Annotated in this window: 19 protein-coding genes; 3 read left to right on the top strand and 16 right to left on the bottom strand. The window is 54.1% G+C overall.

All coding sequences use genetic code 11. The annotated features are described in order from the left end of the window. The first annotated feature begins 406 nt into the window (after positions 1-406). Positions 407-946, top strand: a complete 540-nt coding sequence (locus tag WCT94_RS04310; RefSeq protein ID WP_336868143.1) for a hypothetical protein — start codon at positions 407-409, stop codon at positions 944-946. 106 nt (positions 947-1,052) lie between these two features. On the opposite strand, the gene WCT94_RS04305 is transcribed toward WCT94_RS04310, so the two are convergent. From WCT94_RS04305 to WCT94_RS04280, 6 genes are all read right to left on the bottom strand, one after another. Continuing rightward, a complete protein-coding gene (locus WCT94_RS04305) occupies positions 1,053-1,625 on the bottom strand; it encodes an alpha/beta hydrolase (RefSeq protein ID WP_336868141.1) in 573 nt (190 codons plus the stop codon). Positions 1,626-1,691: 66 nt separating this feature from the next. After that, complete coding sequence (gene dbpA / locus WCT94_RS04300; RefSeq protein ID WP_336868140.1) at positions 1,692-3,074, bottom strand: ATP-dependent RNA helicase DbpA; 1,383 nt, start codon at positions 3,072-3,074, stop codon at positions 1,692-1,694. 120 nt (positions 3,075-3,194) lie between these two features. Beyond that, positions 3,195-3,929: a molybdate ABC transporter substrate-binding protein gene (locus WCT94_RS04295; RefSeq protein WP_336868139.1), complete on the bottom strand. Its 735-nt coding sequence runs from the start codon at positions 3,927-3,929 to the stop codon at positions 3,195-3,197. Then, entirely contained in the window at positions 3,926-4,696 is a 771-nt protein-coding gene (locus WCT94_RS04290) for an ABC transporter ATP-binding protein (protein WP_336868138.1), read from the bottom strand. The genes WCT94_RS04295 and WCT94_RS04290 overlap by 4 nt, the downstream gene beginning before the upstream one ends. 1 nt (position 4,697) lies before the next feature. Continuing rightward, on the bottom strand, positions 4,698-5,735 hold the full coding sequence (locus WCT94_RS04285; RefSeq protein WP_336868137.1) for a FecCD family ABC transporter permease: 1,038 nt from the start codon (positions 5,733-5,735) through the stop codon (positions 4,698-4,700). Beyond that, a complete protein-coding gene (locus WCT94_RS04280) occupies positions 5,732-6,796 on the bottom strand; it encodes an ABC transporter substrate-binding protein (RefSeq protein WP_336868136.1) in 1,065 nt (354 codons plus the stop codon). Before WCT94_RS04280 ends, WCT94_RS04285 begins: the two co-directional genes overlap by 4 nt. A 309-nt stretch (positions 6,797-7,105) precedes the next feature. Here WCT94_RS04280 and WCT94_RS04275 point away from each other — a divergent pair, with 309 nt between their 5' ends. Together WCT94_RS04275 and ypdK are read left to right on the top strand one after the other, a co-directional pair. Beyond that, positions 7,106-8,131, top strand: coding sequence for an LLM class flavin-dependent oxidoreductase (locus tag WCT94_RS04275; protein WP_336868135.1), 1,026 nt, complete (start codon positions 7,106-7,108; stop codon positions 8,129-8,131). A 355-nt stretch (positions 8,132-8,486) separates the two neighbouring features. Continuing rightward, complete coding sequence (ypdK, locus tag WCT94_RS04270) at positions 8,487-8,561, top strand: membrane protein YpdK (RefSeq protein WP_099606229.1); 75 nt, start codon at positions 8,487-8,489, stop codon at positions 8,559-8,561. A 161-nt stretch (positions 8,562-8,722) separates the two neighbouring features. Here the strand turns inward: ypdK and WCT94_RS04265 are convergent, their stop codons facing one another. The 10 genes from WCT94_RS04265 to gspF form a co-directional block, all read right to left on the bottom strand. Next, positions 8,723-9,568, bottom strand: a complete 846-nt coding sequence (locus WCT94_RS04265) for a prepilin peptidase (protein ID WP_336868133.1) — start codon at positions 9,566-9,568, stop codon at positions 8,723-8,725. A 108-nt stretch (positions 9,569-9,676) separates the two neighbouring features. Continuing rightward, entirely contained in the window at positions 9,677-10,423 is a 747-nt protein-coding gene (locus WCT94_RS04260) for a type II secretion system protein N (protein WP_336868132.1), read from the bottom strand. Beyond that, complete coding sequence (locus tag WCT94_RS04255) at positions 10,413-10,907, bottom strand: type II secretion system protein M (protein WP_336868131.1); 495 nt, start codon at positions 10,905-10,907, stop codon at positions 10,413-10,415. Before WCT94_RS04255 ends, WCT94_RS04260 begins: the two co-directional genes overlap by 11 nt. After that, the gene (gene gspL, locus WCT94_RS04250) at positions 10,904-12,181 is read right to left on the bottom strand and encodes a type II secretion system protein GspL (protein ID WP_336868130.1); all 1,278 of its coding nucleotides are present in this window, start codon (positions 12,179-12,181) and stop codon (positions 10,904-10,906) included. The genes WCT94_RS04255 and gspL overlap by 4 nt, the downstream gene beginning before the upstream one ends. Further along, positions 12,178-13,164 (bottom strand): type II secretion system minor pseudopilin GspK, encoded by a 987-nt coding sequence (gene gspK / locus WCT94_RS04245; protein WP_336868129.1) that lies wholly within the window; start codon positions 13,162-13,164, stop codon positions 12,178-12,180. Before gspK ends, gspL begins: the two co-directional genes overlap by 4 nt. Beyond that, complete coding sequence (gspJ, locus tag WCT94_RS04240) at positions 13,161-13,811, bottom strand: type II secretion system minor pseudopilin GspJ (protein WP_180773704.1); 651 nt, start codon at positions 13,809-13,811, stop codon at positions 13,161-13,163. The genes gspK and gspJ overlap by 4 nt, the downstream gene beginning before the upstream one ends. Next, positions 13,811-14,176 carry a type II secretion system minor pseudopilin GspI gene (gspI, locus tag WCT94_RS04235; protein ID WP_015841044.1) on the bottom strand — a complete coding sequence of 122 codons (366 nt, stop codon included), beginning with the start codon at positions 14,174-14,176 and terminating at the stop codon, positions 13,811-13,813. Before gspI ends, gspJ begins: the two co-directional genes overlap by 1 nt. Further along, positions 14,173-14,739 (bottom strand): type II secretion system minor pseudopilin GspH, encoded by a 567-nt coding sequence (gspH, locus tag WCT94_RS04230; RefSeq protein ID WP_336868128.1) that lies wholly within the window; start codon positions 14,737-14,739, stop codon positions 14,173-14,175. The genes gspI and gspH overlap by 4 nt, the downstream gene beginning before the upstream one ends. 99 nt (positions 14,740-14,838) lie before the next feature. Next, positions 14,839-15,309 carry a type II secretion system major pseudopilin GspG gene (gene gspG / locus WCT94_RS04225; RefSeq protein WP_336868127.1) on the bottom strand — a complete coding sequence of 157 codons (471 nt, stop codon included), beginning with the start codon at positions 15,307-15,309 and terminating at the stop codon, positions 14,839-14,841. Between the two features lie 32 nt (positions 15,310-15,341). Then, a complete protein-coding gene (gene gspF / locus WCT94_RS04220; protein ID WP_336868126.1) occupies positions 15,342-16,568 on the bottom strand; it encodes a type II secretion system inner membrane protein GspF in 1,227 nt (408 codons plus the stop codon). Position 16,569: the final 1 nt, after the last annotated feature.

Genomic DNA, 16,569 nt, shown 5'->3' with positions numbered 1-16,569 from the left:
TTTTTTTAAAATGGAGATATTTGGTCACATAAGATCGCACGATTGGTAATCAAAAAGTTAAATCTTATACCTTTTGAATATTAATGAAGCAAAAAAAACAGCCGATACCCTTTGCGATAGGGTGTTTTTTAATGCAATTGCATTTTGCATAAATAGTGTTTGGCACAAATACTGTTTTACATTAACCGTGTTCTGAATGAACCACTTCGTTAACGTCATATTGTTGAATAACAGAAAATTATACTCAGCAGATTGATGCCTCTTCCAAAGAAGACAATCCCCCTGCCTGTGTTGATAGCCTGAATGTCAACGGTTGCGGTATTTCGTACGTGGTTTTAACACACTGAAGTAACTCACTGGTAAAAACCATTACCAGCATTAAATAGATATAAGAAGGAGTTATACTGTGGTGATTCCAGATATTCAACTCGTCAATGCAACTACCCCGGCAACTATGCCTCCGATTGGTGCGGCGGCTAACCCCACTGTCGTGGCCGCTATCAGCGCGGGGAATAAAACTGACACATCAGCAAACTCCGACTCACAAAATATGCAAGGTTCTAATGAGAGTACTAAAGTTACCCTATCTTCTCAAAAGAAACGCGCGTCTGAGGAGAAGGAAACTCCACAGCCTGAACAGATCAAAGCACGTCAAAAAGCCGCAGCCGAATACTCTAAGGCGATGACGGGTATTCCTTTATACAACGGCAAGCTCGTTTCCGTTGTTAAGTACCCAGATGGTAATTCTGAAATGTTCGATGCCTTTACCGGACAGCGCATCACACAAGAAGACTTGGCACTCATGGGCGCACTTCATAGTTCCGGTGGTGAACAGGTACTACATTTTGAGAGCAAAACGTCATATAGCAATTTGTCTGCGGCCGAAGTTTATCAGCAGATTCAGGAAATGCTGCATGGTTCAGGCGATCAGGAAGAGCTGTCTTAATGAAGATATGCATGCCAAGACAAATAAGCTCACTGCCCTGGCATTAAAGGAAAATATAACGTTATTTTAATAATGGAACACGGCTACTCAATAGAACATCAGCCTATTAACGACTAGCAATGAGTGCCTCTGAAAACTCAGCTAATCTTGTCAGGCCGTATTCCCATGGACCAAATCCCGCTTCTGCATTAATATGCCCAGCCTCACCGACATCAACCAGTTCGCTGTCCCATGCATGCGCCCAGTATTGGGCGCGAGTAAAGCTCATCAATGGATCGTTATGGCTGGCCACTGTTAGCGCCGGAACCAGCAGCGGCGTAGCCTGAATACGATCGTCAATCTCAAAGCGCATGGGCTCGGCAGGCGCCACCAGCATCACACCAGCAATCCCTTCCTGGCCTTGTTGCACCACATGACAGGAAGCCAGTGCGCCAAAGCTATGGCCGATCAGAATCACAGGCTGTTTACAGACGCTAAGCTCACGGCGGATCGCCAACACCCAGCGGTCCAGATCGGCCTGATACCATTCCCGCTGGCGTATACGGTGCCAGTGAGGAAAACGCCGTTCCCAATGACTTTGCCAGTGCTCGTCATCGCTGTCTCGCAACCCCGGCACCAGTACCATCGTTAGCTGCTGGCTCACTTCCGTCAGCCGCCGATCGATTTCTGTTGTCTGCACGCCCTTAACACTCCTGTCTGTTACCCAGCGACCTCATCCTACCCTGTCTGGTATATCAGCCACCGATTACTTTAACAATCTGGCCTTACAGCTTTTTCCTTTGATTTTACCTTTCTGGAGCTGCTGCAACGCGCGTTTAGCGCTGGCTTTACGGATAGCGACATACGCATGTAGCGGAAACATATCAATCTTCCCGACCTCTGCTGCCGTTAATCCCGCATCGCCAGTTAATGCGCCGAGGATATCGCCGGGGCGGATTTTCGCTTTTCTGCCCCCATCAATACACAGCGTCATCATCTCAGGCTCCAGCGCAACCTCACCACTACGGCCAAGGCTATCCGCCGATGCCCATTTAATTCGCATACCGAGATAGTCTTCAATCAGATTAGCGCGGTTCATTTCCTGTGGCGTACACAGGCTGACTGCCAGACCCTGCATACCCGCACGGCCCGTTCTGCCAATACGATGAACGTGGACTTCAGGATCGAAAGCCAGCTCAAAATTCACGACCAGCTCCAGCTCTTTGATATCGAGACCGCGGGCCGCCACATCGGTTGCCACCAGCACACGACAGCTGCGGTTAGCAAAACGCACCAGAACCTGATCGCGATCGCGCTGTTCCAGATCGCCATGCAGCGCCAATACGCTAATCCCCCGCATATCCAGCGCGTCAAACACGCTCTGACAGTCACGCTTCGTGTTACAGAACACCACACAAGACGAAGGCTGATGATGACCCAGAATAGCAATCAACAGCGGCAGGCGCTGTTCTTTTGTCGTCTCGTAGAAACGTTGCTCGATAGCCGACTCTTCCACATCGTCTGCAATCTCAAAACGCTGCGGCTGACGCTGAACGCGCGCGCTGATCTGTTCGATCTCTTCCGGGTACGTGGCGGAGAATAGCAGGGTTTGACGATCGGACGGCGTATAGGAAATCACATCATCAATCGCGTCAGTAAAGCCCATGTCCAGCATGCGATCGGCTTCATCCAGCACCAGCACTTTCAGGCTATCCAGAGACAGGGACTGCTTGCGTAAATGATCCTGAATACGCCCTGGCGTCCCGACAACAATATGCGGAGCGTGAACCAGAGAATCGAGCTGCTGCCCCATCGGCTGACCGCCGCATAGCGTCAGGATCTTAATGTTTTGCGCAAAACGGGCCAGACGACGCAGCTCTTTGCTGACCTGATCGGCCAGTTCACGCGTCGGGCACAGCACCAGCGCCTGCGTGGTAAAGTCGCTCACGACAATGCGATCCAGCAACCCAATGCCGAATGCTGCTGTTTTACCGCTACCGGTTTTCGCCTTGGCACGCACGTCTGCACCGCTCAGAACCGCTGGCAACGTCGCCGCCTGAACCGGCGTCATTTCGGTATATCCCAGTTCATTAAGATTGGATAACTGCTCTGCTGGCAGCGCGAGGGAAGAAAAAGAGGTTGTACTCACAGTGATTACTCTACCAAGGACGAGATAACGAAAGATGACGCCGAGCCAAAGAGCGGCGCAAATATGCCGCAATCATAGCAGAGTTCGTCATCGTTGACCGATTTACCTCTCGTTCCACGGCTAAAACCGCGAGGCGAATCCTTTGTTCACCAGAAAACTCTGCCCTTCCGGCGATAAAAGATAGTTCGCCAGCAGCCGCGCCTCACGCCGGGCCGGTTTCATAATGCCTAGCATGTATTCGGCATCAATACGGTACGGATCGGGCAGGTGAACCACGTGCAGGTCAGGTTGATTGAGCAGTAACGGTAGATAGCTGGCATAGCTAATGTGCATATCGCTCTGCCCGCTCCGAATCAGGTAACTTCCCGCCGTCATGCCCGCCGGAATCGCCTGTTCGAGCCCCCCGCCCACCAACGGTTTCGCTTTGTCGCGCAGTTGTCTCCCCCAGCCACGATGCAAACGCTCGATGCGATCAAAGAGCTCAAACGCATAATCCCCACCGGGATCGCTGCCGGGCGTTGAGGTTGACAGCACAAAACGTGGGTCAAGGAGCGCCATCAGCCAGGATTGCGAGGTGAGTTCAGGCACGTTACGCATCACAATACAAAGGTGGTTGCGCGTAAACACACGGGTTTCTTCCACCAGCCCGAGCGCTTTCAAGCGTAAAGGGTGAGCGCAGTTTGCCGAGGCGAAAATATCTACCGCGTCGCCGTGTATTATTTTTTCACTCAGTAGTCCCGCTGGGCCAAACGTCGGCACAACGTCCACCGCATAGCGCTCGCTAAACGTCGCCAACAGAGGAGTCAATGCAAGGCGCAGGCTGCCAGCCGCATATAAACGAAGGGGATCGGTCATGGTGGCTCCGTCATAGTCAATATCGGTATCAGCGCACGATAAGGCTGCGGCGACATCTCCACGCAGACCTGCCGCATCGGAATGCCGTACAGGCGCGACAGGTTATCTTCCGTCACGACCTCATCACTGCGGCCATAAAGGTAATCCTGATGATCCATCAGCAGCAGTGCCCGCTCCGCAATAGCCAACGCGTGGGAGGGATCGTGCGTGGTCAGCAAGATGCTCAGGTGCTGCGTTTTAGCCAGATGCTTCAGTAACCGCAGTACCTGCGCCTGATTTTGCACATCAAGCGCCGCCGTCGGTTCGTCCAGAATCAGCATCTGACATTCCGAGGCTAATGCACGCGCGATGAGCACAAGCTGCCGCTGCCCACCGGACAACGTGCTAAATTCACATTCAGCAAGGGACGCGATTCCCAGCATAGTTAGCGCGTTCCGGGCAACGGTAATGTCATGCGCGGAAGGCATGGCAAACAGCCGCACATGCGCCGCACGCCCCATCAGCACCATATCCAAAACGCTATAAGAAAACGGCGGTGTAAATATCTGCGGCACAAAGCCAATGTGTCCCTTGCGCTGGATCGTCCCGGAAAGCGACGATAAGTGCCCCATCAGCGTATTCAGCAGCGTCGTTTTTCCTCTGCCGTTCGCGCCCAGAATCGCCGTAATCTCCCCTTCCCGACAGCACAAATTCAGCGGTGCAAAAAAGCCCTGCCCCTGGCGGTAGCCATACACCAGCCTTTCTGTCGATAACCTGATAGCAGGCATGCTAGCGTCCTCTCTCCTGCCGCTGCGTTTTATATAACAGCACGGCAAAAAGTGGCGCGCCAAGTAGCGCCGTCAGAATGCCTAGCGGAATCTCGGCTTCACTGAGCGTACGCGCCAGATCGTCCACCAGCACCATAAAGCCTCCGCCCAGCCACAGCGACACCGGCAGCAGGCGACGATGATCGGCCCCCACCAACCTACGTGCGACATGGGGAATCACCAGTCCAATCCAGCCAATACTGCCGCTGACCGCCACCTGAGCGGCGACAATCGCGGCACACAAACTCAAAATCAGCCAGCGCAGGGGCTGCACGGCGATGCCCAACGCTCGCGCATCCTGTTCACCCATCGACAATATGTTGATGTGCCAACGCAGCCGCAGCAGTAGTCCGCCCGAGAGAGCTAGCGGCACCGCCGTTGCGACCAGCGAGTTCCAGTGTGCGGTGGCAAAACTGCCCAACAGCCAGAAAACGATGCTTGGCAGTTTCTCTTCGGTATCCGCCAGATATTGCATCAGGCTGACCAGCGCGCCGAAAAAGCCGCTGAGGATGACGCCGGCCAGAATCAGGATCAGCACGTTCTGCTTGCCGAATGCAGCGGCCATCATGAAAATCAGTAAGAGTGCCAGCATGCCAAACGTGAACGCAGACAGCAGCAAAAATAGCGGCGTCCAACTTAATAGAATCGCTAACGTGCCGCCGAAGGCCGCGCCAGCAGACACGCCGATAATATGCGGATCGACCAGCGGGTTACGGAAAACGCCTTGCAGCGTGGCCCCACTCAGCGCCAGCGCCGCGCCCGCACACCAGGCTAATAACACACGAGGTAGACGTACGCTCCAAACCACTTGCTGTTCGATATCCCCAAGCAACGGTTTTTTTCCGAACAGCAGATCGTTGCCAGACAGCGGTTCGATAAGGATCTGGACGATGCGCCACGGGGATAAGCTAAAACGCCCTATCCCCAGCGAGCACACGGCAATCAACAGCGTGAACACGACTACCGTCAGCAGCGTGATCCGGTAGGTACGATAACTCATTGCGCTGCGGAGGCTTCCTCACGGTAGTCCATACGATAGAAGCGTTGGTAATACTCATCGGCGGCTTTTTGCATATTGATATCGGCAAAGCGTTCAGGGTACAGCTTTTTCGCCATCCACAGTTCGCCAATCGCCAACGCTTCCGGCATCGGGTAGCCCCAGGCTTTGGCGTATTCCGGCATCAGATATACACGATGCTGTTTCACTGCATCAATCGCCTGCCAGGCCGGATCGTTGACGATCTGCTTCACGACATCCGGGTAGCGATCCTGTACGAAAATCACCTGCGGGTTCCAGCTCAGTACATTTTCAATCGACACCTGTTTGAAGCCTTTGATCGATGCCGCCGCGACATTCAGCGCGCCCGCATGCGACATCATCAGGCCGGTATATTTCCCGGAGCCGTAGGTTGTCAAATCGGGGTTAGCCATATACACGCGGATACGCTTCTCTTCTGGAATGGACGCTAAACGCGCGCTCACGTTTTGCCGCTGCGTAAACGTATAGTCGATCAGCGCCTCTGCCTGTTTCTGGCGCTCAACCACGTCACCAATCAGCCGAATTCCTGCTTTGAGCCCTTCGTTGTACGCCGTGTTTTCATCACCCATCGTAGGATTGATTTTGTCAGCTTCTCCCGGCTGATCCTGACGCAGCGAGATCGCCACGACCGGAATACCCGTCCGCTCAATCTGCGCAATCATTTCCGGCGGTGCATAGTTAGCGACAAAAACCACCTGCGGTGACAGTTTCAGCAGGCTTTCAATATTGACCTGAGTGAGATCGCCCGGCATTGGCAAATCCGCCAAACGCGGAGCCAGCCGCAAGTAATGCTCCCCCAGTTGTTTCTTCCAACTGGAAAGCACACCGACCACGCTATCTTGCGCATCCAGTTGCACCAGCAGGTTTAAGGTTTGGTGCTGCAACACCACCACGCGGTTAACATGGTCGGGAATGGTTACATTGCGCCCGAGTTGATCGGTTACCTGACGCGCCGCCCAGGCGTTGGAAAACACCAAAAACAGCCCGGTAAACCACAGCGTGTAGCCAAATTTCTTTATCATGTTGGTATCCTGATTTTCGCTATATACGAAATAATACAGCGATAGCGGCAAAGAAAATACTGATCTCGCTCATAATAATATTTAGATACCAATTTTGGGGTAGATCAACCCGGATTGGGTTTTCTGATAAATAACCAGCGGCGATTTATTCTTCAAAAGATTAGTCAGATAAACTGAATTATTACGTTAAAAAAATGACATTTATTCTCACTATTAATCGCGTAGAGTGCTTCTATTACTGATCTATATACCTTTGCTATGCAGGACGAATAGGCTAAATATTTGTCTGAATATAAGGATAAATACTCTATGAAGAAGATTGGCTTTTTATCATTCGGCCACTGGGCTCCGTCGCCGCAGTCTGGTACACGTTCCGCGGCTGATGCACTACTACAATCTATCGACCTTGCCGTTGCCGCTGAGGAACTGGGCGCTGACGGTGCCTATTTCAGAGTGCATCACTTCGCCCGCCAGTTGGGTTCGCCTTTCCCACTGCTGTCTGCGATTGGGGCGAAAACCAAAAGTATAGAGATTGGCACCGGCGTTATCGACATGCGCTACGAAAACCCGCTGTACATGGCTGAAAACGCCAGCGCCGCCGATCTGATCTCTGGTGGGCGTTTGCAGCTCGGCATCAGCCGTGGCTCGCCTGAACAGGTAATCGATGGCTGGCGCTACTTTGGCTATCAGCCTACGGAAGGGGAATCGGAAGCGGATATGGCACGGCGTCATACCGAGGTGCTGTTGGATGTGCTGCGTGGTGAGGGGTTTGCAAAGCCGAACCCGCATCCCATGTTCCCGAATCCACCGGGCCTGTTGCGTCTGGAGCCCTATTCTGAGGGGTTACGTGAACGTATCTGGTGGGGGGCAGGCTCGAATGCCACCGCAGTGTGGGCAGCGAAACTGGGCATGAACCTGCAAAGCTCCACGCTAAAAGACGATGAAACAGGCGAGCCTTTTCATATCCAACAGGCACAGCAAATTCGCGCCTATCGAGCCGCCTGGGCTGAAGCGGGACATACGCGTACGCCACGCGTCTCCGTCAGCCGGAGCATTTTTGCCCTGATGGATCACCGCGATCGCGCCTATTTCGGCGGAAGCAGTAACGATAGCGACAAGGTGGGTTTTCTGGATGAAAACACGCGCGCGATTTTCGGCCGCAGCTATGCCGCCGAGCCGGATGTACTCATCCAACAGCTAAAACAGGATGAAGCGATTGCCGAAGCAGATACGCTCTTGCTCACGGTGCCGAATCAACTGGGTGTGGATTACAACGCGCATGTTATTGAAGCGATCCTGAAACATATCGCCCCCGCGATGGGGTGGAGAGCATAGGCCTGTAGCCTGACGCATTAAAGCCTGTCTAACCGGTGTCAAACTAAAGATAGCATCATTAAGAATCGGGGAATCGAGGGCTATTTTCACGCCTATTCCCCCGTTTTTTTCAGCCGCTGAAACGGCTCAACGCTTTTTAATGCTATTTTGCAAATATAGTTTCTGGACCTCTTGAATTCCCCCCCTCACTCGGCGTAGATTTAGCGCCGATCCCGTCATAACTAGTGTGACTCTGGTGATGACAACAGGAAAGATTACCCTTCGGTGACATCACTGGCAGCGTAATTATTTCCTTCCATAATAAAACGCACAATCGGGATCGTTGCTGGCGTGGTTTCTGCTGGAGAATAAATCGGTGAAGTATTTTTTTATGGGTATCTCATTCTGTTTAGTCGTTTGGGTGAGTACCTTTATGCTGATGGTAGAATAACCTGTCATTTGCCCGGCAAAGATTTATTCATTGAAGGGCACACACAGATAAAGATAAAAAAGGCTGATGGTATTTATACCCTCAGCCTATTTTTATGCCTGCCGATCTATGTTCAACCGACGGTTGTTCAGCCGATGATTCGGCATTACCTTTGTTATTCTCTACAGATTCAATCCGTTCATGACTACGCCGAACACACCGCCAATTGCCAGCCAGGGGCCAAAAGCCAACGGTTTAGCCGTATCCTCTTTACGCAACCCGCGCCAAATAAGCGTCACGACCAGTCCGCTCAGCGCCGCCACCAAAACCAGATTCGGCAATGCCTGCCAGCCTAGCCAGGCTCCCAGCGCGGCCAGTAACTTAAAATCACCGTACCCCAGCGCTTCTTTGCCAGTGGTATATTTAAATACCCAATAAAGTAGCCACAGAGACAAATAGCCCGCCATCGCCCCTACCACGGCATCACTTAATGGGACAAACGTTTCCGACAGATTAAACAGCAGCCCTATCCACAGCAGCGACAGCGTAAGCACATCCGGCAGCAGCAGCGTTTTTATATCAATAACGGTCAGCACCACCAGAAAGGACAGCAGGATTAACGCCGCACACAGCGCCATACCGGGCAGCCACAGCAGCCCCGCAGCCAGAAAAACCAGCATGGTGATGACTTCCACCAGCGGATACTGCACAGACACCGGTTGATGACAACAGCGGGAACGACCGCGCAGCCACAGCCAACTGAATAACGGGATGTTATCCTTCACCGCAATAGTCTGCTGGCAGTGTGGGCAAGACGAAGGCGGCCACCACAAGTTGTAGCGCGTAACCTGCCCGGAATCGGTCATGCCCGTTTGCAGATCGATGTCCTGCCGCCAGCGCCGTTCCAACATGATCGGCAAGCGATAAATCACGACGTTCAGAAAGCTGCCAACAATCAATCCCAATACGCCCAGCGCACCATACCACCATGCCGGAAACACCTGCGCGAATTCCCTTAAATCGTCCACGTTAGTCCCTGATTGTTGATAAAGAAAAGAGATAAGTTAGCGGCTCATGTTTTGCAGTCGGCTACACTGCGATGGCAACGATCGTTTCTCTTATAACGCCCATCCCTGTTACAACAGGCGTCCCTGAAAACTCAGCGTTCTGGCACCTTGTTCATCCGCTTTTCCCGTGGTCGCCAGTAATTTTTTCATGGTCGCGGGTAAGTCGTTTCCGCTACTCAGTTGCCCCGTAAAACGGTATTCACCTTTCGGGGTGACGCTGCCCTTGCCGGACAATTGCAGATGCGAGGAGGTCTGCCGCAGGTTCGCCTCAAGCGCCCCTTGCTGGCAGCGTAACGTAGCCTGAGGGGTCGCGAGCACGAGCCCACCCAGCGGGGTTTTCACCCGCGCGCCCGGCCAGGTTATATTGGCATCCAGCGACTGGCAGCCAGAACGGTCGACCGTCGCTTCTTGCAGGTTCAACTGCACGTTGCCTTCTGCCCCGATTGGCACGATAAAACGCATGCGGCTGAATAAATAGCCCGCGGGTACAGACAGCTGCCATTGATAAAACTGCGGCTGCTGCCAACCACGAATAATCCCGCGGCCTTCAATGCCTTCCGGATTGTGGAAGGCAATTTCTAACGCAGGCATAAAACCCGAGAAGGTGATATTCCAGTGCACGTCGTCCAACGTTAACGTGCGCCAGCTAAACCGTTGCAGGTTCCCCTGCCATAGCGTTCCGGCAGCTTCTGCGACCACCATTCCGGTCGGCAGCGGTACCGCCGTGAGCAAGCGGGCAGGCGCATAGCACGTCAGGAACAGCCCATAGGCCAGAACCAAAGCGACACCTGCGCCGATGCCGGATTTAAGCTTCATCCGCCCGTTCCAGCATCAGTCTGGTCACATCCACTATTCCAGGGCTTTGCTCGACGGCATTCACATCCAGCGACAGCACTTTCACACCGTTTTTCTGTTCTAGTTCGCTCAGCCAGCGCAGCAGGCTATTAAAATCGCTCTGGGCCAGCGTCACTGACGCCTGATTGCCCTGCGGCTGCAAGCGTACAACCGTCAGCCCGTAACGTTTGGTACTTTGCGAAATCAAAATCGGCAGACTGACATTACGCTGACTGTTTTCCCCCTGCGCCTGATTGCCCTGCGGAATCGATGAAGCCTGTTTCTGCATCCAGTTGACGGTCTGCTGCTCGCGAGAAATCGTACGCTCCCACTGTTCTTCCCGCAGTTGCCACGGCTGAAAAATAGCGTAATACACCAGGCAGAGCAGGAGCACCGCTGCACACACGACCATCAGTTGGCGCTCGCGCTGGCTCATCGCCTGCCAGCGTTGTCGTAATTCATTCATTGCTGGCTCCTTAACGTTAAGCGGCCTTCAACTCGATCGTTTTCCTGCCGCATCTCCCCCGCCTGAACCTGATAATAAGCGGCAGCCTGCTGCTGAAACTGCTCTAATTCCTGATACGACGTGGCCTGCAACGCCAGCCGGAATTCGCCAGCGGAACCGTCGTAAGACAGCGACTGAATTTTGATGGCGCTATTCTGCGTCATCAGTTGCTGTAAGGGATTCAATTGCTCCAGTAGCCCTTTCCCCGCCCCTCCGGCTGCCGTACGTTGCAGGTGCTGCTGCATCTGCGCGCGTGGGTTAACGACATTCGTCTCGGAAGGGAAAATCTGCCGATAGACGCGAACGCTTTCCTGCCGCCAATGCTCAGCCTGCTGATAAAGCTGATAGTGTGCCCAGCCAGCATCCGCCACGACCAGCAGAAGGTAACAGGCAAAAGCGATCCCGACGCCGCGCCACGGTAGCAGGGTATTTTGCCAGGCTTTCTCCGGTGCATAATCGCCTTGCCGCAGATCGACCGAAGCAGGTAGCTGCGCCGTTGCCGCCAGCGTGAAGAGATCCGTTGCGGGCTGCGTTTTCCATTCGCCCTCCTCCTGCCAGTCGTACTGCGATAGCTCACCGCCGACCGATGCAGCGCTGTAGCTGTATATCGCAGGCAGCGGCATAGATGCTTTCAGTAAGTCACCGCACCAGGAGGATTCCGCCGCCATGGCATGGCCCGTCGGTTGGCGAAATAGCCACATGTCATCATGCTGCAACGCGCTCCAGCCATCCTGATGCCTCGGCAATACACGGGCATCGGGCAATAAGGTATCGACGCTGAGCCCCAGTGCATCACACTGCGCCAGCCAGCGCTGCATCCGGTTTTTTTCCACTACAGCGACCGTGCCATCATCGCCATGAATTTCCAGCACGGCAAAATGCAGCTTTTCAATTTCCGTTGCTAGTTGGTCTTCCAACATAAACGGCACGACTTGCGTTAACTGACGCCGAGCCTGACGGGGTAGCGTCAGGGCATAAAACGTCACGTCCGTTGCCGGAACCAGAACGCGGGTGAAAGTCACGGACGGATACGCCGCCAGCGCCTGCCGAACCTGCTCTACGCTACCGCGCCCCTGACTCAGTACACTTTCCCCATTGGATGAACGCACCTGCCATTCAATGTCTCCCAGTTCCTCTACCGGAAGACGCACAATGAGGCACGGATGTCGAACAACCGAACCTCGATTTAATGGGGCTTTCGCGGCTTTTCGCTTCCATTTTCCCGCTATTTTCATGGATTCACCGTCCTATATCCTCCATATTGCCGCTGCACGACCTGTACCTTTTGTCCACTCAGATGAAGCAAGCTGCGCTGATGAAAATCACTGTCGCCAACACGCACCTGGAGTTTTACAAAGAACCATTCACTTTTCACTGCCAGCACTCGCTGCGCGGTATTTTTACTATTCGGGGGCAATAACCCGGTTTGTTGCAGGACCTCAAGACCAGCCCATCCCGTACGAGGCCGCTGCTGCACCAGCGCTTTCGCCTGCGACATCGTCATTTCATTCAGGAACAGGGCGGATAATAACGGGGCATCAAACTCAGTTAATGTGTTGATATTAATCGACATCGCATCCACCGGCAGCGCGCAGACATAGGGCAGCAAACGGCGATAGAGATCGCTGTCCATGCCATAAACCGCGCGTAATTCGCTAATTTCACTCATTCTCTGATTGGCCGTACGATAAGGCACTGGCAGCGTAGCGTAGACATCATCTTCTGCCCCGTTCGCCGACGGATAGTTATCCGCATCAATCCAGTCGCGCACCGCCGCAGTGATTTTTTCTGCACGATCCGCATCTTCGCCCAGATTTTTCAATAGCAAACGGAAAACCTGCGCGGGATAAGGTGTCTTCACCAGCATGCTTTCGTTATCCACGCCTTGATTGATCGCATTCACATTAAAGCAGGTGCGCGCATCGCTAATCTGGCCGATGATTTCCCCACCGTCCACTGGGAAACGGTGCCCCGGCTGCGACCAGTTCTGCCCGACAAACGTGCGCCCCGGCATATTCCGCGCGTCGCGCAGTAATATCTGCCCGCTTAGCGTTTCCGCCCCCAAGGCATACCATTTCGCCTGCTGGCGGCTCAAATGACTTTCGGTACGCAAAAACGCTTTACCTGTACGTTCCGTAATCACCGCGGCAATCGTCACCATTAATGCCAGAATCAGGAGCACCACCAGCAGCGCCGCGCCGCGCTGACGCGACCTCATTTAACCGGTCCGGTGGTAATCAAGAACATACGCGACATTTCTCCGTAATCCCTTAAGGTCAGCACCACTTCGATCCCTTGTGGCAATTGCGTACTGTTATCCCAGCGATCTCGCCAGGTTTTATTGCTGAAAAAGCGCAGGCGGAAACCGTCGACCTGCGTGAGAAGCGGTTTTACACCGGGATCGAGCCCCTCAATCGGGTCAGGCATCGCGTGGGTTAACCGTTCCAGAGTGTGTTCCCGCAGCCGATAGGCCACAGGCTGAAGTTCAGAGCGCGGCAGTATGCCAAACGGGTTCTGCCAGCCATTACGCATAAAACTGACGCCCCAGTCATCGCTTTTTAACTGATCGCGACCGGCGTAAAATATCGAGGTACTTCCCCTGCTGCCGCGTGCGATCATCTGAGAGAAATCGCTGTCCATTTGTGAAAAGGCGCGCTGTATTTCGGCCAGACGTTCGGCCTTGCGCTGCGAAATTTCATCGTTACGCATCACGCCGTTCAGCACCTGAAACGCGCTGAGGCTCAGCGCGGCAAAGATCGCGATCGCCAGAATCATCTCCAGCAGCGTAAACCCCTGCTGGCGTTGCTGCCGTGCTGTCTCTCGACTCCGTCTTGTTTGACTACATATCCCTGTTTTATTAAACATTATTGCTTCACCACATAGGTGCGCAGCGAAGCATCAGCGGCAAAGGCATCTTTATTACGCCGCACTTCCACATCCAGCGCTTTGGTCTGAGGGTCACCCGTCTCTACGCCTTGCCAACGCCAATGCCAGCGCATGCCCGCAAACTGCGTTTCGCCTCTCACCCACGATGCTTCCGGCCAGCGCTGCTCCAACCGCAGTTGCACCTGCTGGTTTTCCGCCACCCAGCCAGCAAACGTCTTCTCTTCCAGCCGGCTCAGGCTGCTTGCCTGTCTGGCTGTCGTTTGCAACACTGCAATACCTGCCAGCGCGAAAACGCTTAGCGCGACCAGCACTTCCACCAGCGTCATCCCTTTCTGTCGTTTCATCGTTTCTTACCCTGACTCATCGACGTCAAAAATCGTCCGGTACCATCCACCTGGAGCCAATTCGAGAGCGCTTTGTCTTTAGACTTAACGAGCAGACGGAAAGGCGTGATTTCGCCGCCGGGCAAAATCAGGATATCGGGGTCGTCGCCACTCTGCGTTTTATCCACTTTTTGCCCATCGGCCTGCAATAGCTCAAGCCGTAATGCATCGGGCAGCGTTGCCGTTGTGCTCACCCGATGCGGTTGCCACGGCTGCCACTTGTAGCCCTGCCAGCGATCGCCACTTGAAATCGGCACACCTTCCGATGCAGCGGGCCGTTGGAGTTGATAAAACTGCCAGCGATCGGGATAGATGCGAACACCCAACATGTATTCGTTAATCTGACTGCTTTCTGCGGCAAACTCTAACTGCGCCTGAAAACGAGCCAACTGCCACGCGCTGTCATTCTGGCGCTCGGGAGGAAACGCCATGACCACCATGCCAGCCGCGATGCCAGCCAGCAACACGACCAGCATCATTTCCAGCAGGGTGAACCCCTGCTGCTTCCTCGTTGACCGCTTCATTGCGCTTTTGCCGTCCTTTTCCCGCCGCCATTGATAGCAACTATCCACAACTCCATCTGCAACCGTCACTTATAAAGACGGGCATATCGCCCCATGCCTTTATTTTTTATCCAGATTCCAGTTGCCGATATCATCTTCCGTTCCCGGCATGCCATCTGGCCCCAGAGAGAAGATATCCAGCTTACCGTGCTGACCGGGGTTCAACAGTTGATACTCCGTGCCCCACGGATCCTGCGGCAGGCGGCGAATATAGCCATCGGCGGGGTAGTTACGCGGTTCCGGCTGCACCGTCGGCTTCGTCACCAGCGCTTTCAGCCCCTGCTCGGTGGACGGGTAACGGTTGTTATCCAGCTTGTACATGTCAAGTGCGCTTTCGAGAGACACGATATCGCTGACGGCTTTTTGTCGATCCGCCTTTTCCTTATTCCCCATCAGATTGGGCACCACCAGACTCGCCAGTACGCCGAGAATGACGATAACCACCATAATTTCCAACAGGGTAAAACCACGCTGGCCATAACCATGCTGTCCACAACTATTCTGTCCACAACTACGCTGAGACTGTTGCATCCTTACTTTTCCTCGTTCAATTGTTGGTTCTCTTACGAACTCATTAACGTATTCAGTTGCAGAATCGGTTGTAGAATCGCCAGTACGATAAACAACACCACCGCCGCCATGCTGACCACCAGCAGAGGTTCAAATAACCCCAGTGCCAGCGTCATTTGCGAACTGAATTCCCGATCCTGATTATCCGCCGCCCGTTCCAGCATGCTGTCCAGCTCGCCGCTGCGTTCACCGCTGGCGATCATATGACGCATCATCGGGGGAAAGAGCGCCGTCTGTTCCAGCGCTTTATGTAGACTGACACCTTCTCGTACCGCATCCGTCGCCAGAGAGAGCCGATGGCGGGCATAGTCATTGCTCATCACATCGCCGCTAATACGCATCGCCTGCAACAACGGCACCGCACTGGCGTTGAGAATACTGAGTGTCCGCGCGTAACGTGCCGTATTCAGGCCGCGAGCAATACGGCCGAGCAGCGGTAAATGCAACAGGCGTCGATGAAAGTTGATACGCCGCTTTTCTTGCCGCAGCATCACGCGCAACGCCATAAACGCGGCCAGCAGCGCCAACACCACCCACGGCCCGAACGTACGCACGGCATCGCTCATCCCCATCAAAACACGCGTTGAAAGCGGCAGCGCCTGCTTCATATGAATAAATTGCTCGACAACTTTCGGCACCACGACAGACAGCAGAATGCTGACCACAGCAATCGCGACGACGGTTAGCACGCAGGGATAGATCATCGCCTGCTGGATGCGGCTGCGCATCTGTTGGCGCTGCTCGGTGTAGTCCGCCAGCCTATTCAACACTTCATCAAGGTGACCAGAGGTCTCGCCTGCGGCGACCATCGCACAATACAGTCGCTCAAAGCTGCCGGGAAAACACTTCATGGCATCGGCCAGTGAATGTCCTTCCATGACCTTACTGCGCACCGCCGCCATCAACTGGCTCAGATGCGGCTTTTCGCTCTGTTTCGCCACCGCATCCAGCGCTTCTTCCAGCGGCAACGACGCCGCCACCAGCGTCGCCAACTGGCGAGTTAACAGTGCTAAATCTGAGGTACTGATACGAATTTTACGGCGGAGGGAGAACCCCGGAGATCCAGATTTCTGCTGATCACCGCGGCCTTCATCAACCGACAGCGGCACCAGTCCGCGCTCTCGCAGTAGCTGGCGTGCCTGTCTGGCAGAGTCGGCCTCCTGAGTGCCACGGCATTTTTTCCCCTGCGCATCCAGCGCCTGATAGTGGTACTGTGCCATA

The sequence above is a fragment of the Pectobacterium sp. 1950-15 genome, assembly GCF_037136835.1.
Classification (GTDB): Bacteria; Pseudomonadota; Gammaproteobacteria; order Enterobacterales; family Enterobacteriaceae; genus Pectobacterium.
The sequence above is the reverse complement of the archived record's forward strand: the minus strand, read 5'-3'. Positions and strand labels throughout refer to the sequence as shown.